Raw genomic sequence first — 23596 nt, forward strand, 5'->3', positions numbered from 1 at the left:
CGTGTCCCCCGCCCCCGCCCTCCTCGTCATCGCCCACGGCAGCCGCGACCCTCGGCACGCCGCGACCGTGCACGCCCTCACCCGGCGTGCGCGGGCGCTGCGGCCCGGGCTGCGGGTGGAGACGGCCTACCTGGACTTCAACGCGCCGCGCGTGGAGCAGGTGCTGTCCTCGCTGTACGCGTCCGGTGTCCGCGACGTGGTGGCCCTCCCGCTCCTGCTGACCCGGGCCTTCCACGCCAAGGCCGACGTCCCGGCCGTGCTGTCGGAGGCCACCACCCGCCTCCCGGGCCTGTCGGTCCGGGTCGCGGACGTCCTCGGGCCGTCGCCGCTGCTGACGGCGGCCCTGGAGCGCCGGCTCTTCGAGGCCGGCCTCACCCCGGCGGACCGCGCCACCACCGGTGTGGTGCTCGCGTCCGCCGGTTCCTCGGACCCGGAGGCGATCGCAGTGATCGCTGAAATCGCGCGGGAGTGGCGGCACACCGGTTGGTGCGCCGTGCGGCCTGCGTTCGCCTCCGCTGCCCTTCCCCGTACGGAGGACGCCGTACGGGCGCTGCGCGCCGAGGGCGTCCGGCGGGTGGCCGTCGCGCCGTACGTCATCGCCCCCGGCCGGCTCCCGGACCGTATCGCGGCGGGCGCCGCCGAGTCCGGGGCGGACGTCCTGGCCGAGGTCCTGGGCGCCGCCCCGGAACTCGCCCGCCTCCTGCTGCGCCGCTACGACGCGGTCGCCTGGGCCCCGGCCCTGCGCACCGCCCTTTCGGCCTGACGGACCGTCGCGGGCGCCGTCCCGACCACGGCGTCGGCTTTCCAAGGGCTCCCGCCGGGGTCCGTCACCCACCGGCCCCGGCCTCACCTACACCGCCGGTCAGGCGCGGGCCGCCGCCTCGTCGGCCAGGGCCGTCAGGTCCTCGACGGACATCGCGCCCGGCGGCAGGCCCTCGCGGGCGAAGATGTTCGCCGCGTGGCGCAGCGTGTCGTTGACCGGGGTCGGGACGCCGTGCAGGCGGCCCAGCAGGGAGATCTCACCGTTGAGGTAATCCGCCTCGATGGAGCCCGTGCCCCGGTGCAGTGACTGCCACGACGATCCGCCGCGCACGCCCGGCGGCTGGTCGACCTTCCCGTCGCGGGCCGCCGACTGCTCGGCCTCGGACGCGTACGCGATCCCGGCGGCTTCGAACGCGGCCTTCCCCTCGCGGATCGCCCGCAGCAGCAGCGCGGCCTTCGCGGGATCCGGCGCGGGACCCGTCGTCGCCTGGACGGCGTTGCCCAGGTTGCCCAGCAGCTTCGCGTGCTTCCACCGCATCACGTCCTCGACGACCGGCGCCTCGAAGCCCGACTTTTCCAGGTCCGCCGCGATCCCCCGGATCCGGGCGTCCGCTCCCCCGGCCGCCCGGCCCACGTGCAGGATCCCGGTCAGCGGGGCGCACAGCGCCGAGACCACGCCCGGCTCCAGGAAGGTCGCGGGCAGCCAGACGCACACCCCGTACACCCGCGCGAAGCGCCGTAGGGCCAGCCGCTCGCTCTCCACGCCGTTCTGCAGGCACAGCACCGGCAGCCGCTGCGCCGCCGTACCGCCGCCGGCGACCTCCGCGTCGCTCCAGGCGTCCAGCGCTGCGATCGCGTCCTGGGTCTTCACCGCCAGCAGCAGCACGTCGTCCGGGCGCAGTTCACCGAGTTCGGCCGGGGCGGTGACGACCGGCAGCCGGTGCACCCGCTCCCCGGTGGCCGTCGTGAGCCGCAGCCCGTCCGCGCGCAGCGCCTCCGCGTGCGCGCCGCGCGCGCACAGGACGACGTCGAGGCCCGCTTCCGCGAGCCGTCCGCCGATGGTCGCGCCGACCGCTCCGGCGCCGATGATGATGTAACGCATGCGAAGAGCCTGGCACATCCCGCCTGCCGGGTTACGGTCGGGCCATGACGGACACGGTGTTCAGACTTGGTGGGGACCTGCCGGTGCACCGCCTCGGCCTCGGTACGGGTGGTCTGGTCGGCCCGGGCTACTGGGGTCCGCGCGGGGGCCGGCCCGAGGCCCGGGCGCTGCTGCACGCGGCGGTGGAACGCGGGGTGACCCTGATCGACACGGCCGACAACTACGGGCCGAACCTGGCGGAGGAGCTGATCGCGGAAGCCCTGTACCCGTACGGGGAGCGGCTCGTGATCGCCACGAAGGGCGGGGTGGTGCGCACCGGCCCGGACCGGTGGCACGTGGCGGGCCGGCCGGAGCAGTTGCGGGAGCAGTGCGAGGCGAGCCTGCGGCGGCTGCGGGTGGACCGGATCGGCCTGTACCAGCTGCACCGCTTCGACCCGGCGCTGCCGATGGTGGAACAGCTGGGCGCGCTGGCCCAGTTGCAGGCCGAGGGCAAGATCCGGCACGTCGGGCTGGACACGGTGAGCGCGGGACAGCTGGCCCTCGCGCTGGAGCTGATGCCGATCGCCTCGGTGCAGAACCCGTACAACCTGCTGGACCGGTCCTCGGCCGAGGTGCTGGCGCTGTGCGAGGCGCACGGGATCGCCTTCCTGCCGTACTACCCGCTGGGCAGCGGCGCCCTGACGCGCGAGAGCGCGGCGGCGGTCACGGCGGTGGCCACCGAGCACGGGGCGGGTCCGGGCCAGGTCGCCCTGGCCTGGCTGCTGCACCACTCCCCGGTGCTGTGTCCGACGCCGGGCACCGGCTCCCCCGTACACCTGGCGGAGAACCTGGACGCGGCGACGATCCGCCTCACCGCGCAGGAGCTGGCCCTGCTGGACGCGCTGGCGGTTTAGGCCGGCCGGGGCCAGGTCAGTCCTGCGTGAGTTCGACGAGCTTGACGACGGTGTTCCAGTTGCGGGTCGTCACGTCGAGCCCCTTCACGACGGCGGGCCTGGCCAGGGCCTCGGCCAGCTTGGAGCGGCCGAGGCCGTCCGGGGCGTAGAGGTAGATGACGCGGTCGCCGATACGGAACTCCTCCGGGAGGTACGAGGGCCCGTCGAGGGCGGCGAACCGCTCCTCGGCGGGCTGCTCGGAGCAGAAAGTGGCGTGCAGCTGCTTGCCCTCCAGCTCGGCGGCCGGGAAGGGGCAGGCTTCGGCGACGGCCCGCAGGTGGTCGCCGTCGACGACGAGGCAGGGCACCTTGAAGCCGAAGTGGGCCTCGATGGCCGCCTCCAGTTCGCGGGCGAGCTCCAGGGGGTCCTGCCGCGCACTGCTGAAGACGGCGTTCCCGCTCTGCAGGTACGTCCGCACGTCGCCGTGGCCCAGGTCTTCGAGGAGCCGGCGCAGCTCCGCCATCGGGACCTTCTTGCTGCCGCCGACATTGATGCCGCGCAGCAGCGCCGCGTACTTCTTTCCGGTGTCCGGCCGAGTCGTCATGGCCGAACAATAGGGCGGGCCACTGACAGTTCGGCCTCGATGAGGTCGGCGGCCTGCCGTGTACCGCCCTCGGCGGCCGCCATGGCGCGGACCTCCTCGACCCGGGCGGCGACCTCGGGGTCCGCGACCAGTGCGAGGACGGCCTCGCGCAGGGTCGTGGCGTCGGCCTCTTCCATCGGGAGGTGCCGGGCGATGCCCAGGGCCTGGAGCATGTCGGCGTTCCCGAACTGGTCGACGGCCTGGGGAACGGCGACCATCGGGGTGCCGGTGGCCATGCCTTCCTGGCTGCCGCCGGCGCCCGCGTGGGTGATGAAGGCGTCGGCCTGACGCAGGATGTCCAGCTGGGGGACCCAGCGGTGCACCTCCACGTTGGCGGGGACCGGGCCCAGCTCGGCCTCGTCGGTGAACTTGCCGATCTGGAGCACCACGTGCCAGTCGGGCAGGTCCCCGAAGGCCTCGACGCAGGCTCGGTAGAAAGCCGGCCGGCGGGTGAAGGCCGAGCCGAGGGAGACCAGCAGCACCTTCTTGCCCTCGGCCCCGGCCGGGCGCTGCCAGCTGCCCTGGACGGTGTCGCGGTCGCCCCGGCAGCCGCCGACGAAGGTGTAGACGGACTCGTCGACGCGGTCGGCGTGGGGCTGCAGGGCCTTGGGGATCAGCACGATGCTGCGGCGGGGACGGCCGACCAGGCGGTCGGAGTCCTCGGCGATGCCGTTCGCGTCGAGCCAGGCGCGGAAGCGGGCGTAGTACGCCTTGCCCCGCTCGGAGGCGCGCAGTCCGGCCGTCATCGGGGCGGCGACCTCCTCCTCGTATCCGGTCCAGGCGACCAGGTTGGGCGAGAGGGAGACATCGGGTACGCCCCAGCGGCGGGCGAGGACGATGGCGGGGTAGGAGGTGATGTCGTGGATGACCAGGTCGGGCTCGTCCCCCTCGAAGGCGGCGGCGAGCTGGGGCAGTGCCTGGACGGCGTCGTTCAGGAAGAGCTCCAGGTGGTCGACGAGTTCGGTGCCCCATGCCTCGGGGGCTTCATCGGTCGGGAGGGTCGAATTCCAGATCACCGGGGTCGCGCCGGTCTCCGCGACCTTCGCGGCGAAGGAGGCGGGGATGGCGTAGCTGACGCGGTGGCCGCGGGCGACGAGCTCCCGGATCACCTCGATGCTCGGGTTCACGTGACCGTGGGCGGCGATGGAGAACATGGCGATGTGGGCGGGCTTGACTGAGCTCATGACCCGACCATAACGAGACGATACGTCTCGTGCAATGTGATTTCCGGCCCCTTGAGTCCTTCCGCATCACTCCGCATACTTCCCTATCCGTCCCCACAGGCAGTCGTTTAGAGTACGATCCATCCCTATGGAGAGTGCCGAGAACGAGCTCTATTCGGTCGGTGAGGTCGCCGAGCGCCTGGGTCTGCATGTGCGGACCGTGCGGAACTACGTCCGCGACGGCCGCCTCAAAGCCGTCCGGATCGGCAAGCAGTACCGGATCAGCCGGGCCGACTTCGAGGCCCTGACCGGCCGCCCTGCCGAAGGGGCGGCCCCGGCGGCGGCCGCCCCGCGCGGGCACGTGGAGGTGTCGAGCATCGTGCAGATCGACCCGCTCGGCCCGGACGCCGCGAGCCGGCTCGGCACCTTCCTCACGGCCAGCGCGCAGTCCGCGCGGGACACGCCGCAACCCCTGCGCATCCAGACGGTGTACGACAAGGAGCGGGCCCGTATGAAGATCGTGATCCTGGGCGACGCCGCGGCGACGGCGGACCTGTTGCAGCTGCTCGACGGGGCACTCGGACCGGAGAACGGCATGTTCCCGGCCGACGCCGGGGAGGCGGGGCACCGTGCCTGACCTCATCGAGGAGCACCACGGCGTCCCGGTGCTCGTCTGCGACCCCCAGGGCCCGCCGGTCGCCTCCGAGCAGGACGCCCTCGACCACCTGATCGGCGGGGCCTTCTCCCGGGAGGCGGCCGTCGTCGCGGTCCCCGCGGAGCGGCTCGACGACCGCTTCTTCGACCTCAGCACCGGACTGGCCGGGGCGATCATGCAGAAGTTCGTGAACTACCGGCTCCGGCTGGTGGTCGTCGGCGACATCTCGCGCCATCTGCGGGCCAGTTCGGCCCTGCCCGACCTCGTCCGCGAGTCCAACCGCGGCCCGCACATCTGGTTCGTGACCGGCCTCGACGAGCTCGGAGCGCGGCTGGGCGGCCAGGGCGGGCCCGCCCGGTAGCCGCGCGTCCGCCCCCTCATCGGCGCTGGTACCGGGCCAGCACCCGGCTCCCGTCCCCGACCAGCCGTTTCTCCAGTTCGGGGAGACCGATCGCGCCGCTGTAGTACTCCTGCAGCGCCGGGGTGGCCACCTTGTCCTTCCACTCCGGGTAGCCGCGCACCGACTGGGCCGGGGCCGGGCGCAGGTGTGCGGCCAGCTCCGCACCCGTGGCCCAGCCGAGCTCCGGGGTGCGCAGGGCCGGGTCCGCGAGGGCCTGCGTACCGGTCGGCAGCATCCAGTCGCCGCGTGCGAGCCGGACCATGTTGGCCGGGCGCAGCAGGAAGTCGACGAAGGCGGCGGCCTCCTTCTTGTGCGGGCTGTCCTGCGCGATGGACAGGGTCTGCGGGCTGACTCCCTGGGCCAGGCCGTCCGCCCCCGCCGGGGGCGGCAGCACCTGCCACTCGAAGCCGGCCGGGGCCTGCCGGACGATCTGCTGGCGGTAGGAGAACCCGAGCGGCACCATCGCGTACCTGCCGCCGAAGAACCCGGGCAGCGTGTCGGAGCCGCCCATCCCCAGAGTGGCCCGGGAGGCGCTGTGGTCGGTGCCGACCTGGGCCCGTACGGTCGCGGGGACGACGGCGTCCCCCGCCGCCCAGCGGAGGCTGACCTTCCCATCAGCCTCGCGGTGGAAGAGCCGGCCGCCCTCGGACAGGCCGAGGTTGAGCGTGGCGGACACGGGGTCCTTGAGGGGCCACGCCACCCCGTACCGGCCCTCGGCCGTGAGCCGCTCGGCCGCCGCGCGGAACTCCGCCCAGCTCCAGGGGGCTTCGACGGTGGGAATGCGGACCCCGGAGGCGCGCAGCAGCGCGGTGTTGGCCATCAGCACCCGGGGTTCCTGGAGGAACGGCACCCCGTACACCCCGCCGCCCCCCTCGCCCCGGCCGTCGCCGCCGAGGGTGGTGGTCTGCCAGCTGTCGGCCGGGATGTCGGCCCGCAGCCGGTCGGAGAGCAGCGGCCGCAGGTCCGCGAGGTGGCCCCCGTACGCGAAGTCCGCGAGGTCGTCGGAGGCGTCGTGGATGACGTCGGGGGCCTCGCCGCCCTCGAAGGAGGTGAGCAGCTGGTCGTGGACGCTGCTCCAGCTGCCCTGGACGTACTCGACCTGGATGCCGGGGTGTTCGGCGTTCCATTCGGCGACCAGGGCCTTGTTCGCGTCGACGGACTCCTTCTGCCAGGCGAGCGACTGGAACCGGATCCTGATCTTCCCATCAGCCGCGGTCCGGTCGTCCGGGCCGCCGGAGCACCCGGCGAGCAGCAGGGCGGCGCAGGTGAGGGCGGCCGTGAGGGACTTGCGGAGCGCGGCCATCAGCTCTTCACCGCCCCCGCCAGCATGCCGCCCGTGATGCGCTTCTGGATGACGGAGAAGACGATCAGGGAGGGCAGGGTCGCCAGGAACGCGGCGGCGGCGAGCGGGCCGAGGTCCGCGGCCCCCTCGGCGCCCAGGAAGTGGGTCAGGACCACCGGCAGGGTCTGCTTCTGCGGGGACTTGAGGAGGACGAGCGCGAAGAAGAACTCGTTCCACGCGGTGACGAAGGCGAACAGCGCGGTGGCGACGAGCCCGGGGGCCAGCAGCGGCGCGACCACCGAGACGAGGGTGCGCAGCCGCCCGGCGCCGTCCATCGCCGCCGCCTCCTCCAGTTCCGGCGGCACGGCGCGCACGTACCCGACGAGCATCCACAGGGCGAACGGCAGCGACCAGACGACGTAGACCAGGATCAGACCCGGCACGGAATTGACCAGGCGCAGGTTCTTGAGCACCAGGAACAGCGGGATGATCACGAGCACGAAGGGGAAGGCCTGGCTGACCACGACCCACCCGGTGGCGACGGTGGAGAGCCTCCCGCGGCGCCGGGCGAGGACGAAGGCCGCCGGCGTGGCGAGCACCACGGCGATCACGGCGGCGCAGAGTGCGGCGACCAGGCTGTTGAGGGCCGCGTGCAACAGCGGCTGCTCGTCGAAGGCCTGGCGGAAGTTGCCGAGGGTCGGGTCCCTCGGGATCCAGGTGGGGTGCAGGCTGCCGAGCTCGCGCGCGGGCTTGAAGGCCATCGACACCAGCCACAGGAACGGGAAGCCGAGGAAGACGAGATAGCCGGCGAGGGCGGCGTACCGGGCGGCCAGGCCCGCCCGGCCGGCCCTGCGCAGTCGGCCGGCCCTGCCCCGCGGGCCGGTCCTGCCCGGCCGGGCGGCCAGGCCCGCTCGGGCGGCTTCGCGCGTACCGGCGCTCACCGCTCCTCCCCTGCCCTCAGCCGCCCGGCGAGGTACCCGGCGAGCAGTACGGAGATCACCGCGACGAGCACGCAGCCCATGGCGGCGGCATACCCGAACTGCCCGTAGCGGAAGGCCTCTTCATACGCGAACAGCATGGGCAGCCGGGTCCGGCCGCCGGGGCCGCCGTTGGTCAGGACGTAGACCAGCGCGAAGGAGTTGACGTTCCAGATGAAGTTGAGCGCGGAGATCGACAGCGCCACGGGCCTCAGCGCGGGCCAGGTCACGGCCCTGAAGCGGCGCCAGGCCCCGGCGCCGTCGAGGGCGGCGGCCTCGTGCAGTTCGTGCGGGGTGTTCTGCAGGCCGGCGAGCAGGGCCACGGTGGTCTGCGGCATGCCCGCCCAGACGCCGACGACGATCACGGCGGGCAGAGCGGTGGCGAGGCCGCTGAGCCAGTCGGTCTCCCCGCCGAGGCCGAGGGTGGACAGGGTTTCGTTGAGCACGCCCGCGTCGGGGTGGTAGACGAGCCGCCACATGATGCCCACGACCACCTCGGGCATGGCCCAGGGGATGATCGCCAGCGACCGTGCCAGCCAGCGCAGGCGCAGGTTCTGGTTGAGGAGCAGGGCGAGGCCGAGGGCCAGCAGGAACTGCGGCACGGTCACCCCGGCCGCCCACACCAGGCCGATCCGGAAGGACTCCCAGAACAGCCGGTCGTGCAGCAGGTCCTGGAAGTTGAGCGCGCCCACCCACCGGGTCGGGGCGGTCCGCCCGGACTGGGAGTCGGTGAAGGCGAGGCCGATGCCGTAGAGCAGCGGGCCGACGCTGAGGAAGAGGATCGGGATCAGGGCGGGGAGGACCAGGAACCAGGCCCCGTGGTCGGGCGGCCGGCGCAGCGTACGGCCGGGCCCGGGGCCGGTGCGGCGGCGCGCCGGGGCGGCCGTGACGGCTGGGGTCACCATTGCCCGCCTTCCGGGTGGATCATCAGGATCCCGCCTCGGCCATCGTGCGCAGGCCACGATGGCGCGTCAAGACGGTGTGCACCGGGATGGCAGACTTGGCGGATTCACGACGATCCGGAGAGACGGCATGGACGAGGCGCAGGCCAGGGACGTACTGACGGCGGCGGGCCTCACCGGGGACGCCGAGCTGCTCACCTTCGGCGAGAACGCCGTCTTCGCGGTCGGCTCCCTGGTGGCCAAGGTGGGCCGGGAGGCCGCGCTGCTGGAGCGGGCCGAGCGGGAACTGGCCGTGGCGGACTGGCTCGCGCAGGCCGGGGTTCCCGCGGTCCGCGCGGCCGAGCCGGAGCCGCGGCTGGTGGCCGGGCACCCGGTGACGCTCTGGCACCGGCTCCCGGGCGCGGTCCGGCCGGCGCGCCCCGAGGACCTCGCCCTGCTGCTGCGCCGGATCCACGCGCTGCCCGACCCGCCCTTCGCCCTGCCCGCGCGCGACCTGCTGGGCGGGGTGGAACGCTGGCTGCGGCTGGCCGGAGAGGCCGTCGATCCGGCCGACGCCGCGTACCTGCGGGCCCGCCGCGACGCCTACGCCGGCGAGGTGGCCGCGCTGACCCCCCGCCTTCCGCTGGGGCCGATCCACGGGGACGCGCTGCCCCGCAACGTCCATGTGGGCCCGGCCGGGCCGGTCCTGGTGGACCTGGAGACCGTATCGGCCGACCTGAGGGAACACGACCTGGTGGTGATGGCGCTGTCCCTCGACCGGTACGGGCTGCCCGCCGAGTCGTACGAGGCCTTCGTGGACGCGTACGGGTGGGACGTGCGCGACTGGGAGGGCTGCGCGGTCCTGCGCGGCGCCCGGGAGACGGCGAGCTGCGCCTGGGTCTCCCAGCACGCGCCGACGAACCCGAAGGCACTGGCCGAATTCCGCCGCCGGGTCGCGTCGTTGCGCGACGGGGACACGGAAATGCGCTGGCACCCGTTCTAGCCGTGCAGTACCAAGGCCCTCAATGAAACCTCTGGAACTGCACCTCACCGTCCACCGGGCCCGGCTCGGCCCGTCGGAGTTCAAGGTCATCCGCCCGGCCCGGCCCCCGGTCCGTGCCGTGCTCACCGACCGCGACCGGTACCTGAACGTCTCCCTCGACCTGGAGGCGGCCCGGCTCACCGCCGGACTGTGGACGCTGGCCGCCTCTTCGCCGCGTTCGCTGATCCACCTGCCGATCCGGGCCAACCGCCCTCCCGCAGCGCCCGATCCGCTGCACCCCGATCCCCTGCGCCCCGATCCCCTGCGCCCTGATCCCCTGCACCCCGGGGCCCACCGGCTCGACCTGGTGCTGCTGCACCACTCGCTCCAGTTCGCGCCCGCCCGCTGGAAGGAACTGCGCGCACGGCTGGGCGCGGGCCGCCCCCGGACCGTGACCCTGCCGGTCGAGGCCCCGCGGCCGGAGGCCGTCGAGGCCGCGTACGTACGGCACTACGCGGAGAACCGGGACCTGTTCCACCAGCACGTCCACGCCGACACGCTCTTCATGACCGGCAGCGCGAAGGTGTTCCGGCAGACCGCCCGGCACTTCCTCGACGTCGCCCTGCACGGCCCCGGCTACGTCCCGGTGCACCAGGGCTACCCGCACTACTGCACCGAGCTCCACTCCAACGACGGCATCCTCGGCGACGCCCGCGAGTTCCACATCGAGTACTGCGACAGCTGGCGCCCCTGAGGCCCGGGCCGGCCCCGGCCCCCGCAGCGGCCCCGCCCGAGGCTCGGGCAGTGGCCGGGGCCACGCGCCGGCCCGTGGCCGCTCGGGCACCCGGCCCCGACGCTCAGGCCGGCACCAGCCCCCGCAGCGGCCAGGCCGTGTCTATCACCGCGTCCGGCGTGCCCTGGCGCCGCAGGTACGACTGGAAGTCCCGGGCCCAGCGGGCGTGCCAGGTGCCCTGCTTGTCATGCAGGACGGCCGGGGTGAGCCCGGCCACCTCCGGGTGGCGTTCGGCTATCGCCCGGGCCACCTGCACCGCCGCCAGCGCGTCGGCGCCCGCGTCGTGCGCGTCCTCCAGGGTGACCCCGTACACCCCGCACACCGCCTCCAGCGTGCGCTTGCCGCGCCGGTAGCGGTCCACCGCCCGGTCGATGGTCAGCGGGTCCACCACCGGCCCCGTCTCCACCCCGCCCAGCCGGTCCGCCAGCGAGGGCAGCCCGTGCCGGGCCAGCTCCGCCGAGAGCAGCGTCAGGTCGAAGGCCGCGTTGTACGCGACCACCACCGCGCCCCGGCGCCAGTGCTCCGCCAGTACGGCAGCCACCTCGTCCGCGACCTCCCGCACCGGGCGGCCCTCCGCGACGGCCCGCTCGGTGCTGATCCCGTGGATCGCCGAGGCCCCCTCCGGGATCGGTATCCCCGGGTCCGCCAGCCAGCCGCGCCGCTCGCGCACCTCACCGCCGTACACCTCGACCACCGCGGCCGTCACGATCCTGGACTCCCCCGGCTCCGTGCCGGTCGTCTCCAGGTCGAACCCGACCAGCGCTCCCCCGTGCCACGCCATCGTGCCGTGCCAGTCCTCCACCCCGTGCCCCTCCCCCGTACATCCATCCGGTCAACGACTTTCAGCCTGCCACGGGGCACTGACACCCGGGCCGCCGGGTCGGTCCGGGGAGGGACCGGCCGCCTCAGGAGACCGGCCGGGAGTCCTCCCACACCGACTCGAATTCCTCCCGGTAGGTGGTGAACAGCCCGTGGTCGGCGTCCTTGGGCACACCCCGCCCGCCGCCCCGCAGCACCAGCACCGGGGCCTCCATGCCCCGGGCCCGCCGCAGGTAGGACTGGACCACGGCGATCCCCGAGGACTCCCCCTCGACCAGGTAGGCGGTGAAGCGGGGGGTCTCGTCGAAGACGTGGATCTCGAAGCGCGACGCGTCCCGCAGCCCGGCCCGCACCCGCCGCACGTGCAGGATGTTCATCTCCACCGACCGGCTCAGCTCGCCCTTGCGCAGGCCCAGCTCCCGCTCGCGCCGCTTGACCGCGCTGCTCGCCGGGTTCAGGAACAGCAGCCGCACGCGGCAGCCCGCCTCGGTGAGCCGGACGAGTCTTCGGCCCGAGAAGTTCTGCACCAGCAGGTTGAGGCCTATGCCGATGGCGTCGAGCCGCCGGGCCCCGCCGAACAGGTCCTCCGCCGGGAGCTGCCGCTGGAGCCGCACCCGGTCCGGGTGGACGGAGATGACGTCGGCGTACCGGTCCCCGACCAGGTCCTCGACCGCGTCGATCGGCAGCCGGTCCGCCGAGGGCGAGCCCGAGCCGCCGCCGAGCACCTCCAGCAGCCGCGCCGAGGCCCGCTCGGCCTGTTCCAGCACCGCCCTCGACAGGGCCCGGTTGCGGGAGACCACGTTCCGGGTGACCTCCAGCTCGTCCAGGGCCAGCTCGATCTCCCGGCGGTCGTCGAAGTACGGCTCGAAGCACGGCCAGTGCTGGACCATCAGCTCCCGCAGCTGGGGCAGCGTCAGGAAGCTCAGGACGTTGTCGTCGGCCGGGTCCAGCAGATAGCCCTTGCGCCGGCTGACCTCGCGCACGGCCACCGCCCGCTGCACCCACTCCTGCCCGGCGGGCCCGGCGGCGGCGACCACCCAGTCGTCCCCGCCGTGCACCGGCTCGTAGATCGGCCGCAGCACCGCACCGACCACCGACCGCAGCCGCTGTTCGATGAGATTCAGCCAGATGTACGCACGTCCTGCCCGCTGGGCGCGGGTCCGGACCTCGCTCCAGGCCTCCGCGCTCCAGTCCAGCTCGGCCCCGGCCCGTACGCTCCCGGCCGTCGGCGGGGCCAGCGACACCGCCCCGGCCGGCACGCCACCGGGCGCACCCCCCGCGGCGTCCGCCGGGCCGCCCTCGTGACCGCTGTCACCAGGGGGCAGCTCCAGACCTCCCGAGCTCACCCGTGCACCGCCTTCTGCGTCTGGACGCCCGTCTCCAGTGATCACGGAAGGGTACTCCGCGCGCGCGGCCCGATGCAGCCCGATGGCCCGTACACCGGCTGTCCGTTGACCCATTATGTGATGCCCACACAGTCCACTGACCCGCATATCAGCTCTCCGGGTCACCCGGTAGGACCATCGCAAGTCCCCGCTTGGGGACCCTCTTTCGGGGAAGATCTGGCAGTGACGTGGTCCACGCCGGATCAGCCGGATCAGCCGGATCAGCCGGATCGTCCTCCGACACCGAGGGAAGAGTCGTTATCTATGCAGGTCTGGCCGGGACAGGCGTATCCGCTGGGCGCGACGTACGACGGCGCCGGCACCAATTTCGCGGTCTACTCCGAGGCCGCCCGAAGGATCGAGCTGTGTCTGCTGCACGACGACGGCTCGGAGACGGCCGTCGAGCTGCGTGAGACGGACGCCTTCGTCCGGCACGCCTATCTGCCCGGCGTGATGCCGGGCCAGCGCTACGGGTTCCGGGTCCACGGACCGTACGAGCCCGAGCGCGGGCTGCGCTGCAACGCGGCGAAGCTGCTCCTGGACCCGTACGCGCGGGCCATCAGCGGGAGCGTCGACTGGGGCGAGCAGGTCTACGGCTACCACTTCGGCCGGCCCGACTCGCGCAACGACCTGGACTCGGCCCCGCACACGATGAGTTCGGTGGTGGTGAACCCGTACTTCGACTGGGCCAACGACCGGCCGCCGCGCCACGAGTACCACCACACGGTCCTGTACGAGGCGCACGTCAAGGGCCTCACCATGCACCACCCCGAGCTCCCCGAGGAGCTGCGCGGCACCTACGGGGCCCTCGCGCACCCGGCGGTCATCGGGCACCTGACCAAGCTCGGGGTGACGGCGCTGGAGCTGATGCCGGTGCACCAGTACGTCAACGACCACCGGCTGGTCGACGACGGGCTCAGCAACTACTGGGGCTACAACACCATCGGCTTCTTCGCCCCGCACAACGGCTACGCCTCCGGTGACCGCGGCCAGCAGGTGCTGGAGTTCAAGTCGGCGGTCCGGGCCCTGCACGAGGCCGGGATCGAGGTGATCCTGGACGTGGTCTACAACCACACCGCCGAGGGCAACCACCTGGGGCCGACGCTGTCCTTCCGGGGGCTGGACAACTCCTCGTACTACCGGCTGGCGGAAGACCCGCGCCACTACATGGACACGACCGGCACGGGCAACTCGCTGCTGATGCGGTCCCCGCACGTGCTCCAACTGATCATGGACTCGCTGCGCTACTGGGTCACCGAGATGCACGTGGACGGCTTCCGCTTCGACCTCGCGGCCACCCTGGCCCGCCAGTTCCACGAGGTGGACCGGCTGTCCTCGTTCTTCGACCTGGTGCAGCAGGACCCGGTGGTGAGCCAGGTGAAGCTGATCGCCGAGCCCTGGGACCTGGGCGAGGGCGGCTACCAGGTGGGCAACTTCCCGCCGCTGTGGACGGAGTGGAACGGCAAGTACCGCGACACCGTACGGGACCTGTGGCGCGGGCAGCCGCGTACGCTCGCGGAGTTCGCCGGACGGCTGACCGGCTCCTCGGACCTCTACCAGGACGACGGCCGCCGCCCGCTGGCCTCCATCAACTTCACCACCTGCCACGACGGTTTCACCCTGCACGACCTGGTCTCGTACAACGAGAAGCACAACGAGGCCAACCGCGAGGGCAACCGGGACGGCGAGACGCACAACCGGTCCTGGAACTGCGGGGTGGAGGGCCCGACGGAGGACCCGGAGATCCTGGAGCTGCGCGAGCGCCAGATGCGCAACTTCATCGCCACGCTGATGCTTTCGCAGGGCGTTCCGATGCTCAGCCACGGGGACGAGTTCGCCCGCACGCAGGGCGGCAACAACAACGCCTACTGCCAGGACAACGAGCTGTCCTGGGTGACCTGGCCCGAGCCGGGCAAACCGGCCCCGTCGCTGCTGGAGTTCACCCGGCAGATGGTGTGGCTGCGGCGCGACCACCCGGTGTTCCGGCGGCGCCGGTTCTTCCACGGCCGCCCGGTGGAGGGCACGCACGACGAGCTCTCGGACATCGCCTGGTTCACCCCGCACGGCGAGGAGATGCGGGCCCGGGACTGGCAGGCACAGCACGCGCGTTCGCTGGCGGTGTTCCTCAACGGCGAGGCCATCTCCGAACCGGGCTCGCGCGGGGAGCGGATCACCGACGACTCGTTCCTGCTGATGTTCAACGCGGGTGCCGATCCGCAGGACTTCACCGTTCCGGCCGGGCACGGGGCCCAGTGGCGCCTGGTCGTGGACACGTCGCGGTCGCAGACGCTGCCACCCGGCACCGGGCCGCAGTACGCGGCCGGGGACCGGGTGGCGCTGACAGGACGGTGTCTGGTCGTGCTTCAGCGGCCGGCGTAGGCGGCCGGGACAGCGGCCGGAGCGTGGGCGGAGGTGTGCGTTCGGGCGGCGGGCACCCGGGTGAACAGCGCCAGCCCCAGGCACAGCGCGGCGGCCCCCACGGCGACCGCGAAGGCCCCGGCGGGTCCGTACCACTCGGCGAACTGCCCGCTGAGCCCGAGCGCGAGGGACTGCCCGGCGACGAGCGAACTCGCGGCGAAGGCCATCGACTCGGCGAGCCGGGCGGGTTCCACGTGCCGCTCGGTGAGCGCGAAGGCGGTGATCAGGTGCGGGGCGCAGGCGGCGCCGAGCACGGTGACGACCGCGTACAGCGGCAGCAGGCTGTCGGTGAACAGCAGCGGCACCGACAGGGCCAGCCCGGCCGCGGTGGCCACCCGCCAGCGCAGCCGCAGCCCGATGCGGGCGGGCAGCGCGCCCATGGCGAGGCCCACGACGGCGCTGACCACGCCCAGCGAGGCGTAGACGAGGCCCGCCTGCCCGGGGACGCCCAACCGGAGGGTGAGCGCGGCGATCCCGGCCTGGCAGGCGCCGAACATGGCGCCCTGGAGGGCGAGCGAACCCCGTACGGAGTACACGACGCCCGGCGGCCGCACCCGGCCGCCCTGGGGCCGCGCCGGGGCGGGCGAGCCGGCGGTGGCGGAGGCCGTCGGGTGGAGCGCGAAGACGCCGCCGAAGACGGCGACGAGGGCGGCGGCGCCGAGGAGGGCCACGGCCGGGTGCGCGAGGAGCGCGGCGCTCCCCACGAGGGCCGGTCCGATGACGAACGAGACCTCGTCCAGGGTGCCTTCGAGCGAGTGGACGGCGCCCACCACGCCGTCGTCGGACCCGGCCCGGTGCGCCAGGGCCACGGAACGGCTGCGGGACAGGGGGCCGATCAGCGGGATGGAGGCGCCGGCGCCGGCCGCGATCGCGGCGAGCGGGGCCGTGTCGAGGTGTCCGAGGGCTCCGGCGACCAGCGCCGTGGTGGCCACCGCGTTGACCGCGGCGGCGCCCAGCACGACGGGGCGCTGTCCGTGGCGGTCGGCGAGCCGGCCCAGGAGGGGCCCGAAGAGCACCTGTCCGGCGGAGAGGGTGAGACCGATGACTCCGGCGGTGGCCAGGGACCCGGTGGTCTCGGCGATCAGCAGGACGCTTCCGAACTGGCACATCGCGACGGGCAGTCGGGCGAGGAAGGAGACGAGCGGAAGAAGGGGCCCGGTCAGGGCGATGACTTTTCGGTAGGTGCCGACGGTTCCAAACACCCGACGGACGTTAACCCGGTGCGGTCACCCGGATGCATGGGGTAATGGCACGGAATCCCGGAGTCTGGGTACGTACGTTCTCATGACCCAGGAGTACTCGAGCAGCCCATCCGGATCGGATGTTCCGGCATCCGTCACCCCGGCGTCCACCTACCGCCTCCAGCTGCGCCCCGAGTTCCCGTTCGCGGCGGCCGGGGCAGCGGTACCGTACCTCGCCGCGCTCGGCGTGTCACACCTGCACCTGTCCCCGGTGCTGGAGGCGGTTCCCGGCTCCGCGCACGGCTACGACGTCACCGACCACTCCCGGGTGCGGGCCGAGCTCGGCGGGGAGGCGGGCCTGCGGGAGCTCGCCGCGACCGCGCGGGCGCACGGGCTCGGCCTGGTGCTCGACATCGTGCCGAACCACATGGCGGTGCCGACTCCGCTGCGGCTCAACCTGCCGCTGTGGGAGGTGCTGCGGGAGGGTCCGCGCTCGCCCTACGCGTCGTGGTTCGACATCGACTGGGAGGCGGGCGGGGGGCAGGTGCTGCTGCCCGTGCTCGCCGGGCCGCTGGACCCGGGCGAGGTGAGGGCCGAGGGGGAGCTGCTCCGCTACGGCGACCGGGAGTTCCCGTTGCGGGAGGGGACGGCCGGGCTGCCGGTGCCGGAGCTGCTGGCCGCGCAGTGGTACCGGCCCGCCTGGTGGCGGGAGGCCCGGACCGGGCTGAACTACCGCCGCTTCTTCACCATTTCGGATCTGATCGGGGTCCGGGTGGAGGACCCGGCCGTCTTCGCGGCCACCCATGCGAAGGTGCTGGAGCTGGTGCGGGACGGGGTGGTGCAGGGGCTGCGGATCGACCACGTGGACGGGCTGGCGGATCCGGAGGGCTACCTGCGGCGGCTGCGGGAGGCGGTGGGCGGGCGCTGCTGGGTGGTGGTGGAGAAGATCCTGGCCCGGCGCGAGCGGCTGCCGGCCGGGTGGCCGGTGGCGGGCACCACCGGCTACGACGCGCTGCACCGGGTGGACGGGCTGTTCGCGGATCCCGCCGGGGTGGCCGAACTGGCCCGCCGGTACCGGGAGTCCACCGGGATGCCCTCCTGGGCGGAGACCGCCGGGGCGGCGGCCCGGGAGGTGCTGACCGGCGATCTGGCCGCCGAGCTGGCGGCGCTGGAGCGGCAGGCCGGTCCGGAGCTGGCCGCGGCGGTACGGGAGCTGCTGATCGCCTACCCGGTCTACCGGCCGTATCCCGGCGGGCCGGGGCTGGCGGCCGAGGCCCTGGAGCCCGCGGCCGGACGGGCCGGCGCCGGTGCGGTGGCCGGCGTACGGGACCTGGTGCTGCGGGATCCGGCCTTCGCGGCGCGCTTCGCCCAGACCTCGGCGGCCCTGCGCGCCAAGTCCCTGGAGGACCGGGCCTTCTACCGCTGGGCACCGCTGCTGTCGGCCACCGAGGTCGGCGGGGAGCCCGGGGAACCGGCGGTCGCGGCCGCGGAGTTCCACGCGTACTGCGCGGAACTGGAGCGGGACTGGCCCGCCTCGGGGACGGTGCTGTCCACCCACGACACGAAGCGGAGCGCGGACGTCCGGGCGCGGATCTCGGTGCTCTCGCAGGCCCCGGAGCGGATGGCGGGGCCGGACGGGCAGCCCGGCGGGCAGCCGGACGGGCAGCCGGACGACCTGCCGGGCGGCCCCGATCCGCAGGCGGCATGGGTGGCCCGGCAGACCGCGCTGGGCCTCGGGGCGGTGCCCGAGCGCGGGCCGCGGCTGGCGGCGGCCCTGCTGAAGGGGGCCAGGGAGGCCGGGCTGCACACCAGCTGGACCGACCCCGACGAGGCGTACGAAGCCGGGATCACGCGGGCCGCGGACCGCCCCGGGGAGCTCCCCGCGGACCTCCCGCCGGACCTGGCGGAGGCCGCCCGGTCCAACCTCCTCGGCATGACCCTGCTGCACCTGGCCATGCCCGGGGTCCCGGAGGTGTACCAGGGCGCGGAGACCGAGTACCGGGCGCTGGTGGACCCGGACAACCGCCGCCCGGCCGTCTTCCCCGCCGAGGCGCTGGCCCGGCTCGACGCGGGCGGGATCCCGCGGGGCGTCGCGCAGGAGAAGCTCGCCCTGACCGCCGCCCTGCTGCGGCTGCGCCGGTCCCGGCCCGCACTGTTCACCGGCTACGCCCCGCTCCGGGCCCGGGGGGCGGCGGCCGACCACTGCGTGGCCTTCACGCGCTCGGCGGACCTGATCGCGGTGGCCACCCGGCTCTCGCACCGGCTCGCCGGCTCGGGCGGCTGGCGGGACACGGCCCTGCCGCTGCCACCGGGACGCTGGATTCCCCTGGCGCACGACACCGCGTACGAGGGCGAGGCCGCGCTGTCGGAGCTCCTCGCCACCTGGCCGGCGGTGGTCCTGCTCCGGGCGTAGGGCTCCTCGCCGCCGATCAGGCCAGGTCCGTCTGCCGTACCAGGTCGGCGAAGGCCGCGGCGGCTCCGGTCAGCGCGACGCGGGAGAAGACCGCGAGGGGGCGGTGCCACGGCGGGTCGAGGGAGAGCAGGACGCAGTCCTCGCCGACGGCGCCGCGGACCATGTGGGCCGGGGCCACCACGACGCCGACGCCGGCCGCGGCCATCCGCACCGCCGTCGAGGTGTGTTCCGTACGCAGGACCGTGCGCGGGGTGAAACCCGCCGTGCCGCACGCCCAGTCGAGGAACGGCTGCCCCTCGATCACCGGTTCCATGGCGCAGCGGATCCAGTCGCGGTCCGCGAGCTCGGCGAGCCGGACGGCGCCCCGTGCGGCGAGCGGGTCGTCGAAGGGGACGACCAGGACCAGTTCCTCCCGCCCGAGGGGGACGACCGGCCCGGTCCACTCCGTGGGCTCGGGGCCGACGGCGACGTCGGCGACGCCCCGTTCCAGCTGTTCCTCCAGGGCGTCGGTGGAGCCGTACTCGCGGAGCACCAGTGCCACGCCCGGGTGCAGGGCCCGCCAGCGGGCGGCGATGCCCGGGAGCACGCCCACGGCCACGGCGTGCACGGTCGCGATGTGCAGCTCGCCCCCGGCGGCGCCGGCGGCGGCGCGGGCGGCGCGCTCGGCCTGGCGGGCGCTGCGGACGGCGAGCTGGGCGTGCGGGAGGAAGGCACGGCCCATGGGGGTGAGCCGGACCCCGCGCGGCAGCCGCTCCAGCAACTCCCCGCCCACGGACCGCTCCAGGGCCTTGACCTGGTGGGAGAGGGCGGGCTGGGTGACGTGCAGGGCGTCGGCGGCGCGGGTGAAGGAGGATTCCTCCACGACGGTGAGGAAGTACTCCATCTGGCGCAGGCTCATGACCTGCGAGCATAAAGAACCTGCATGGGGGCCAGAAGATCATTGCCTTGGATTTCTCCCGGCGGCCCCGCACATCCTTGATCCATGAGCACCGTAGATGTGATCGTGATCGGTGGCGGCACCGGCGGGTACAGCACCGCCCTGCGCGCCGCGGCCCTGGGGCTGACCGTCGTACTCGCGGAACGCGACAAGGTCGGCGGGACCTGCCTGCACCGCGGATGCATCCCCAGCAAGGCCATGCTGCACGCGGCCGAACTCGTCGACGGCATAGCCGAGGCCCGCGAGCGCTGGGGGGTCAGGGCGAGCGTGGACTCGGTGGACTGGTCGGCGCTGACCGCGACCCGGGACGACATCGTCTCCCGCAACCACAAGGGCGTGGAGGGCCACCTGGAGCACGCCGGTGTGCGGGTGGTGCGCGCCGGCGCCCGGCTGACCGGCCCGCGTTCCGTACGGACCGACGACGGGCAGGAGTTCACGGCCGCCCGCGGGATCGTGCTGGCCACCGGGTCCCGGCCGCGCACCCTGCCCGGCCTGGAGCCCGACGGGCACACCGTGGTCACCAGCGACGACGCCCTCTTCGCGCCGGGGCTGCCGGATTCGGTGCTCGTGCTGGGCGGCGGGGCCATCGGAGTGGAGTACGCCTCCTTCCACCGCTCGATGGGCGCCGAGGTGACCCTGGTCGAGGCCGCGGACCGGCTGGTGCCGCTGGAGGACGCGGACGTGTCCCGGCACCTGGCGCGCGGCCTGAAGAAGCGCGGGATCGCCGTCCGGACCGGTTCCCGGCTGGAAGGGGTCGAGCGGCTCGCGGAGGGGGGCGTACGGGCGACCGTGCGGACGGCGCGCGGGGAGGTGCGGGAGCTCACGGCGCAGCGGCTGCTCGTCGCGGTCGGGCGGGTGCCGGTGACCGACGGGCTGGACCTCGCGGCGGCCGGACTGGCCACCGACGAGCGGGGGTTCGTGGCGCCGGCCGACTGGTCCCGGCTGGAGACCGCCGTCCCGGGCATCCACGTGGTCGGCGACCTGCTGCCGCCGCCCTCCCTGGGGCTCGCGCACGCCTCCTTCGCGGAGGGGCTGCTGGTGGCGGAGACCCTGGCCGGGGTGCCGAGCGCCCCGGTGGACTACGCGGCGGTGCCGCGCGTGACGTACTCGGCGCCGCAGACGGCCGCGGTCGGGCTGACGGAGGCGCAGGCCCGCGAGGCCTCGTACGACGTGGTGGTGAACACGATGCCGCTGACGGCCGTGGCCAAGGGGATGGTGCACGGGCAGGGCGGCACGGTGAAGGTGGTCGCGGAGCGGGACGGGCGGGTGCTGGGCGTGCACCTGGTGGGCCCGCACGTGTCGGAGATGATCGCGGAGAGCCAGCTGATCGTGGGCTGGGACGCCGAGCCCTCCGACGTGGCCCGCCACGTCCACGCGCACCCGACCCTGTCGGAGGCGGTGGGCGAGGCCTTCCTCAGCCTGGCGGGCCGGGGTCTGCACCAGCAGTAGCGGCCCGGGGGCGGGTACCGCGGCGCCCGCCCCCGGTGCGGTTCAGGGGAGGGTGCAGACGACGGCGGGGGTGAGGGTCGCGTTCCGCGTGGGGTGGGTGTTCTTCGCGGAGACCGACCAGTACTCCCCGGCGGGGAAGGTGCTCGTGATGACGGTGTCCGGCCCGGCCGGTCCGCCGGTGAAACCACCGCCGCCCGTGGGGATCCAGCCCTCCGGACACCGGACGGTGGTGGTCAAGGTCCGTCCCGGGAGGATGGTCTCCTCCGGCCCGAAGATCTGCGGGTGGCCGGCCCGCGCCGCCCGGTCCTCGTCGCCGTCCCGGGTGGCGGCGGTGGCCGTTCCGGCCGCGGCGAGGACCAGGAGGACGGCCAGGGCGGGGATGGTGATGCGTCTTCTCATCTCGGACTCCCTCGGGTGCTGTGGCAGGGGATGCACCCCCGGTATAGGGCGGGCGCGGGGGCGGGTCCGCGGTGCCACTCGTGGCAGCGCGGGCAGAATCGATCTTCCGACACCCGGAAGGGGGAGCCCCGACGGGGGACCCCGGCACCGGCCCCGGAGGGCGGCCTGCGCAAGGCGTTGGCCAGGGGTTATCGGCGGGATTCGGTGAAGTACGGGGGCGCGCGCAGCAGTAGGGGAGGCGCGCGGCGGGCATGGCATCACATGTGACCCTCCTACGAGACATGTGCTACCCCACCCCGCACGAACTCGCCCTGGCCGCCCGCGCCCTCGCGGACGAGCACCCCGCGCTGGTGCGACTACGCCGGGCCGGCTCCTCCCGGGCCGGCCAGCCGCTCTGGCTGCTCTCCGTCGGCGGGCAGGATCACGCGCCCGGTGCGCCGGGCCGCAACGTACTCGTCGTCGCCGGGGCGCACGCCAACGAGCCCGTCGGCGGCCCCACCGCCCTCTCCCTCGCCCGCCGCGTCATCGGCGACCCGGCACCCCGGGCCGGCTGCGGCTGGCACTTCCTGCTCTGCGCCGACCCCGACGGGGCGGCCCTGCACCGCACGCCCCGCCCGTACTCCCTCCTCGACTACCACCGCAACTTCTTCCGGCCCCCGGGACCCGAACAGCCCGAGTGGGCCCCGTCCTTACTGCCTCCGGACCTGCTGCCGCCCGAGACCCGGGCCCTGACCGCACTCATCGACGAGCTCCGGCCCGTGCTCCAGATCTCCCTGCACGGCACCGATCTCGGTGGCTCCTGGGTCCAGCTCACCCAGGACATACCCGGGCTCGCCGAGCCCTTCGCCAAATCGGCGGCCGAGCTGCGGATCCCGGTGGAGACGGGGGCCTCCGACGCCACCGGGTGGCCCTCCCCCGGCCCCGGGATCTTCGTGATGCCGGAGCCGGGCACCGAGGCGGCCGGGGCCTTCCACCCGGAGGACACCCGGCTGAGCACCTGGTACCACGCCCACCGGTACGCGGGCACCACCGCGATCGTCGAAGTGCCCATGTGGGCCTCCGACCTGGTGGACGACCCGGCCCCGCACCCGGACCCGCGGCGCGCCCTGCTGATGCTGGCCGGGCGGCTCACCCGGGACGCCGCCCGGGTGGCCGCGGTACGCGGGGGCGCCGAGGGCGCCGTACGGGACGCGGGGAACGGCGCCGATCCCGTCACCGCGGCCCTGCTGCGCGCCGTGGACTGGACGCTCGCCCTGATCCCCCGGATCACCGCCGAGTGGTCCGGCCCCGGGGTCCCCGCCGAGGCCACGACGGCCCACATCGGCAGCATCGACGCCTTCGGGCGGCGGCTGTCGCTGCGCGCCGCCGCGATGCTGCTGCGCGTCCTGCGGGAGCAGGGGCATCCGGCGGCGCCCGGGCTGGACCGGCTCGTGACGGGGTGGTGCGAGGAGTTCGCGGCCCGCTTCCAGGCGCGCTGGGTACCGGTGGCCACGCAGGTGGAGCACCAGTCCCGGACGGTACTGGCGGCCTACGAGCGGCTCACGGCGGTCAGCCGGTAGCGGGCCGCACCGGCAGGGCGTACCGGCGCTTGGGCCCGCCGGTCGCGCCGAGGCGGTCGTAGAAGCGGATCGCGCCCTCGTTCCACGCCGGGGTCTGCCACTCCACGTGCTCCAGGCCCAGGTCCCGGGCGAGCGCGGCCACGCCCTCCATCAGCGCGGCGCCGAGGCCGTGCCCGCGCGCGTCCTCGGCCAGGTAGAGGCAGTCCATGTGGAGGTAGTGGCGTGCGTCCCAGAACGCGAACTCCGCCGAGCAGGCGGCGTATCCGGCGATCTCGCCCCCCGGGGCCTCGGCCACCAGCACCCACAGCCGGGAGTCCTCGGCGAACAGCTGCGGGCCGAGCCGGCCGGCCAGCCCCGGCGGGCGGGGCGCGGACCTCTCGTACGCGATGTGCTCGTGGATCAGTTCGACGAGCCGCGGCAGATCCTCGGGGCGCGCGGGGCGCACCACAGACGTGTGTTCCATGGCCTCATCCTGCGCTCCGTCCCGGGCGGGGCGCAGGGCCGGGGGCCGGGCGGCGGCGGGC

General features: G+C 74.2%; 21 protein-coding genes and 1 pseudogene. 10 read left to right on the top strand and 12 right to left on the bottom strand.

Going from position 1 to position 23596, the window contains the following annotated elements; translation table 11 throughout:
* The first annotated feature begins 1 nt into the window (after nt 1).
* Nucleotides 2-763, top strand: a complete 762-nt coding sequence (locus ACZ4TG_RS21020; RefSeq protein ID WP_468164919.1) for a sirohydrochlorin chelatase — start codon at nt 2-4, stop codon at nt 761-763.
* A 99-nt stretch (nt 764-862) separates the two neighbouring features.
* Here ACZ4TG_RS21020 and ACZ4TG_RS21025 read toward each other — a convergent pair whose 3' ends face one another.
* Nucleotides 863-1864 carry a ketopantoate reductase family protein gene (locus ACZ4TG_RS21025; protein WP_468164921.1) on the bottom strand — a complete coding sequence of 334 codons (1002 nt, stop codon included), beginning with the start codon at nt 1862-1864 and terminating at the stop codon, nt 863-865.
* A 44-nt stretch (nt 1865-1908) separates the two neighbouring features.
* On the opposite strand from ACZ4TG_RS21025, the gene ACZ4TG_RS21030 reads away from it, so the two are divergent.
* A complete protein-coding gene (locus tag ACZ4TG_RS21030) occupies nt 1909-2757 on the top strand; it encodes an aldo/keto reductase (protein WP_468164923.1) in 849 nt (282 codons plus the stop codon).
* A gap of 16 nt (nt 2758-2773) precedes the next feature.
* Here the strand turns inward: ACZ4TG_RS21030 and ACZ4TG_RS21035 are convergent, their stop codons facing one another.
* Together ACZ4TG_RS21035 and mgt are read right to left on the bottom strand one after the other, a co-directional pair.
* Complete coding sequence (locus tag ACZ4TG_RS21035; protein WP_468164925.1) at nt 2774-3340, bottom strand: DUF1697 domain-containing protein; 567 nt, start codon at nt 3338-3340, stop codon at nt 2774-2776.
* Nucleotides 3337-4640 (bottom strand): annotated as a pseudogene (mgt, locus tag ACZ4TG_RS21040) (macrolide-inactivating glycosyltransferase). The gene ACZ4TG_RS21035 and the pseudogene mgt overlap by 4 nt, the downstream one beginning before the upstream one ends.
* Before the next feature lie 50 nt (nt 4641-4690).
* Here mgt and ACZ4TG_RS21045 point away from each other — a divergent pair.
* Nucleotides 4691-5179 carry a helix-turn-helix domain-containing protein gene (locus ACZ4TG_RS21045; protein WP_468164927.1) on the top strand — a complete coding sequence of 163 codons (489 nt, stop codon included), beginning with the start codon at nt 4691-4693 and terminating at the stop codon, nt 5177-5179.
* Nucleotides 5172-5558: a DUF4180 domain-containing protein gene (locus tag ACZ4TG_RS21050; RefSeq protein ID WP_468164929.1), complete on the top strand. Its 387-nt coding sequence runs from the start codon at nt 5172-5174 to the stop codon at nt 5556-5558. The genes ACZ4TG_RS21045 and ACZ4TG_RS21050 overlap by 8 nt, the downstream gene beginning before the upstream one ends.
* 16 nt (nt 5559-5574) lie before the next feature.
* Here ACZ4TG_RS21050 and ACZ4TG_RS21055 read toward each other — a convergent pair whose 3' ends face one another.
* The 3 genes from ACZ4TG_RS21055 to ACZ4TG_RS21065 form a co-directional block, all read right to left on the bottom strand.
* Complete coding sequence (locus ACZ4TG_RS21055; protein ID WP_468164931.1) at nt 5575-6900, bottom strand: ABC transporter substrate-binding protein; 1326 nt, start codon at nt 6898-6900, stop codon at nt 5575-5577.
* Nucleotides 6900-7736: a carbohydrate ABC transporter permease gene (locus ACZ4TG_RS21060; protein ID WP_468165474.1), complete on the bottom strand. Its 837-nt coding sequence runs from the start codon at nt 7734-7736 to the stop codon at nt 6900-6902. The genes ACZ4TG_RS21055 and ACZ4TG_RS21060 overlap by 1 nt, the downstream gene beginning before the upstream one ends.
* Before the next feature lie 80 nt (nt 7737-7816).
* The gene (locus ACZ4TG_RS21065; protein WP_468164933.1) at nt 7817-8761 is read right to left on the bottom strand and encodes a carbohydrate ABC transporter permease; all 945 of its coding nucleotides are present in this window, start codon (nt 8759-8761) and stop codon (nt 7817-7819) included.
* A gap of 127 nt (nt 8762-8888) precedes the next feature.
* Between ACZ4TG_RS21065 and ACZ4TG_RS21070 the strand changes: the two genes are divergently transcribed.
* Both ACZ4TG_RS21070 and ACZ4TG_RS21075 read left to right on the top strand, forming a co-directional pair.
* Nucleotides 8889-9740, top strand: coding sequence for a phosphotransferase enzyme family protein (locus tag ACZ4TG_RS21070; RefSeq protein WP_468164935.1), 852 nt, complete (start codon nt 8889-8891; stop codon nt 9738-9740).
* A gap of 22 nt (nt 9741-9762) precedes the next feature.
* Nucleotides 9763-10473, top strand: a complete 711-nt coding sequence (locus tag ACZ4TG_RS21075) for a hypothetical protein (protein WP_468164937.1) — start codon at nt 9763-9765, stop codon at nt 10471-10473.
* A 103-nt stretch (nt 10474-10576) separates the two neighbouring features.
* On the opposite strand, the gene ACZ4TG_RS21080 is transcribed toward ACZ4TG_RS21075, so the two are convergent.
* Together ACZ4TG_RS21080 and ACZ4TG_RS21085 are read right to left on the bottom strand one after the other, a co-directional pair.
* The gene (locus ACZ4TG_RS21080) at nt 10577-11293 is read right to left on the bottom strand and encodes an exonuclease domain-containing protein (RefSeq protein WP_468165476.1); all 717 of its coding nucleotides are present in this window, start codon (nt 11291-11293) and stop codon (nt 10577-10579) included.
* A 124-nt stretch (nt 11294-11417) separates the two neighbouring features.
* Nucleotides 11418-12677, bottom strand: coding sequence for an SAV2148 family HEPN domain-containing protein (locus tag ACZ4TG_RS21085; RefSeq protein ID WP_468164939.1), 1260 nt, complete (start codon nt 12675-12677; stop codon nt 11418-11420).
* A gap of 303 nt (nt 12678-12980) precedes the next feature.
* On the opposite strand from ACZ4TG_RS21085, the gene glgX reads away from it, so the two are divergent.
* Complete coding sequence (gene glgX / locus ACZ4TG_RS21090; RefSeq protein ID WP_468164941.1) at nt 12981-15095, top strand: glycogen debranching protein GlgX; 2115 nt, start codon at nt 12981-12983, stop codon at nt 15093-15095.
* Here glgX and ACZ4TG_RS21095 read toward each other — a convergent pair.
* On the bottom strand, nt 15080-16336 hold the full coding sequence (locus ACZ4TG_RS21095) for an MFS transporter (RefSeq protein WP_468164943.1): 1257 nt from the start codon (nt 16334-16336) through the stop codon (nt 15080-15082). The two genes, glgX and ACZ4TG_RS21095, sit on opposite strands and share 16 nt — an antisense overlap.
* Nucleotides 16337-16418: 82 nt before the next feature.
* Between ACZ4TG_RS21095 and treY the strand changes: the two genes are divergently transcribed.
* Nucleotides 16419-18728: a malto-oligosyltrehalose synthase gene (gene treY / locus ACZ4TG_RS21100; RefSeq protein WP_468164945.1), complete on the top strand. Its 2310-nt coding sequence runs from the start codon at nt 16419-16421 to the stop codon at nt 18726-18728.
* A gap of 16 nt (nt 18729-18744) precedes the next feature.
* On the opposite strand, the gene ACZ4TG_RS21105 is transcribed toward treY, so the two are convergent.
* Nucleotides 18745-19626, bottom strand: coding sequence for a LysR family transcriptional regulator (locus ACZ4TG_RS21105; protein WP_468164947.1), 882 nt, complete (start codon nt 19624-19626; stop codon nt 18745-18747).
* Nucleotides 19627-19710: 84 nt separating this feature from the next.
* On the opposite strand from ACZ4TG_RS21105, the gene lpdA reads away from it, so the two are divergent.
* The gene (gene lpdA, locus ACZ4TG_RS21110; RefSeq protein WP_468164949.1) at nt 19711-21114 is read left to right on the top strand and encodes a dihydrolipoyl dehydrogenase; all 1404 of its coding nucleotides are present in this window, start codon (nt 19711-19713) and stop codon (nt 21112-21114) included.
* 42 nt (nt 21115-21156) lie between these two features.
* Here lpdA and ACZ4TG_RS21115 read toward each other — a convergent pair whose 3' ends face one another.
* A complete protein-coding gene (locus ACZ4TG_RS21115) occupies nt 21157-21513 on the bottom strand; it encodes a hypothetical protein (protein WP_468164951.1) in 357 nt (118 codons plus the stop codon).
* 263 nt (nt 21514-21776) lie between these two features.
* On the opposite strand from ACZ4TG_RS21115, the gene ACZ4TG_RS21120 reads away from it, so the two are divergent.
* Complete coding sequence (locus ACZ4TG_RS21120) at nt 21777-23072, top strand: M14 family zinc carboxypeptidase (RefSeq protein ID WP_468165478.1); 1296 nt, start codon at nt 21777-21779, stop codon at nt 23070-23072.
* Here ACZ4TG_RS21120 and ACZ4TG_RS21125 read toward each other — a convergent pair.
* Nucleotides 23062-23535 (bottom strand): GNAT family N-acetyltransferase, encoded by a 474-nt coding sequence (locus ACZ4TG_RS21125; RefSeq protein WP_468164953.1) that lies wholly within the window; start codon nt 23533-23535, stop codon nt 23062-23064. The genes ACZ4TG_RS21120 and ACZ4TG_RS21125 overlap by 11 nt on opposite strands.
* Nucleotides 23536-23596 lie beyond the last annotated feature (61 nt).

The sequence above is a fragment of the Streptomyces sp. NPDC028314 genome (genome assembly GCF_055565795.1).

Bases quoted from the DNA above. Each gene is read 5' to 3' on its own strand.
- ACZ4TG_RS21025 (WP_468164921.1), bottom strand. From the start codon at position 1,864: ATGCGTTACATCATCATCGGCGCCGGAGCGGTCGGCGCGACCATCGGC.
- ACZ4TG_RS21080 (WP_468165476.1), bottom strand. From the start codon at position 11,293: ATGGCGTGGCACGGGGGAGCGCTGGTCGGGTTCGACCTGGAGACGACC.
- ACZ4TG_RS21105 (WP_468164947.1), bottom strand. From the start codon at position 19,626: ATGAGCCTGCGCCAGATGGAGTACTTCCTCACCGTCGTGGAGGAATCC.
- ACZ4TG_RS21045 (WP_468164927.1), top strand. From the start codon at position 4,691: ATGGAGAGTGCCGAGAACGAGCTCTATTCGGTCGGTGAGGTCGCCGAG.
- ACZ4TG_RS21115 (WP_468164951.1), bottom strand. From the start codon at position 21,513: ATGAGAAGACGCATCACCATCCCCGCCCTGGCCGTCCTCCTGGTCCTC.
- ACZ4TG_RS21070 (WP_468164935.1), top strand. From the start codon at position 8,889: ATGGACGAGGCGCAGGCCAGGGACGTACTGACGGCGGCGGGCCTCACC.
- ACZ4TG_RS21065 (WP_468164933.1), bottom strand. From the start codon at position 8,761: ATGGTGACCCCAGCCGTCACGGCCGCCCCGGCGCGCCGCCGCACCGGC.
- ACZ4TG_RS21030 (WP_468164923.1), top strand. From the start codon at position 1,909: ATGACGGACACGGTGTTCAGACTTGGTGGGGACCTGCCGGTGCACCGC.
- lpdA (WP_468164949.1), top strand. From the start codon at position 19,711: ATGAGCACCGTAGATGTGATCGTGATCGGTGGCGGCACCGGCGGGTAC.
- ACZ4TG_RS21075 (WP_468164937.1), top strand. From the start codon at position 9,763: ATGAAACCTCTGGAACTGCACCTCACCGTCCACCGGGCCCGGCTCGGC.
- ACZ4TG_RS21035 (WP_468164925.1), bottom strand. From the start codon at position 3,340: ATGACGACTCGGCCGGACACCGGAAAGAAGTACGCGGCGCTGCTGCGC.
- glgX (WP_468164941.1), top strand. From the start codon at position 12,981: ATGCAGGTCTGGCCGGGACAGGCGTATCCGCTGGGCGCGACGTACGAC.
- ACZ4TG_RS21055 (WP_468164931.1), bottom strand. From the start codon at position 6,900: ATGGCCGCGCTCCGCAAGTCCCTCACGGCCGCCCTCACCTGCGCCGCC.
- treY (WP_468164945.1), top strand. From the start codon at position 16,419: ATGACCCAGGAGTACTCGAGCAGCCCATCCGGATCGGATGTTCCGGCA.
- ACZ4TG_RS21125 (WP_468164953.1), bottom strand. From the start codon at position 23,535: ATGGAACACACGTCTGTGGTGCGCCCCGCGCGCCCCGAGGATCTGCCG.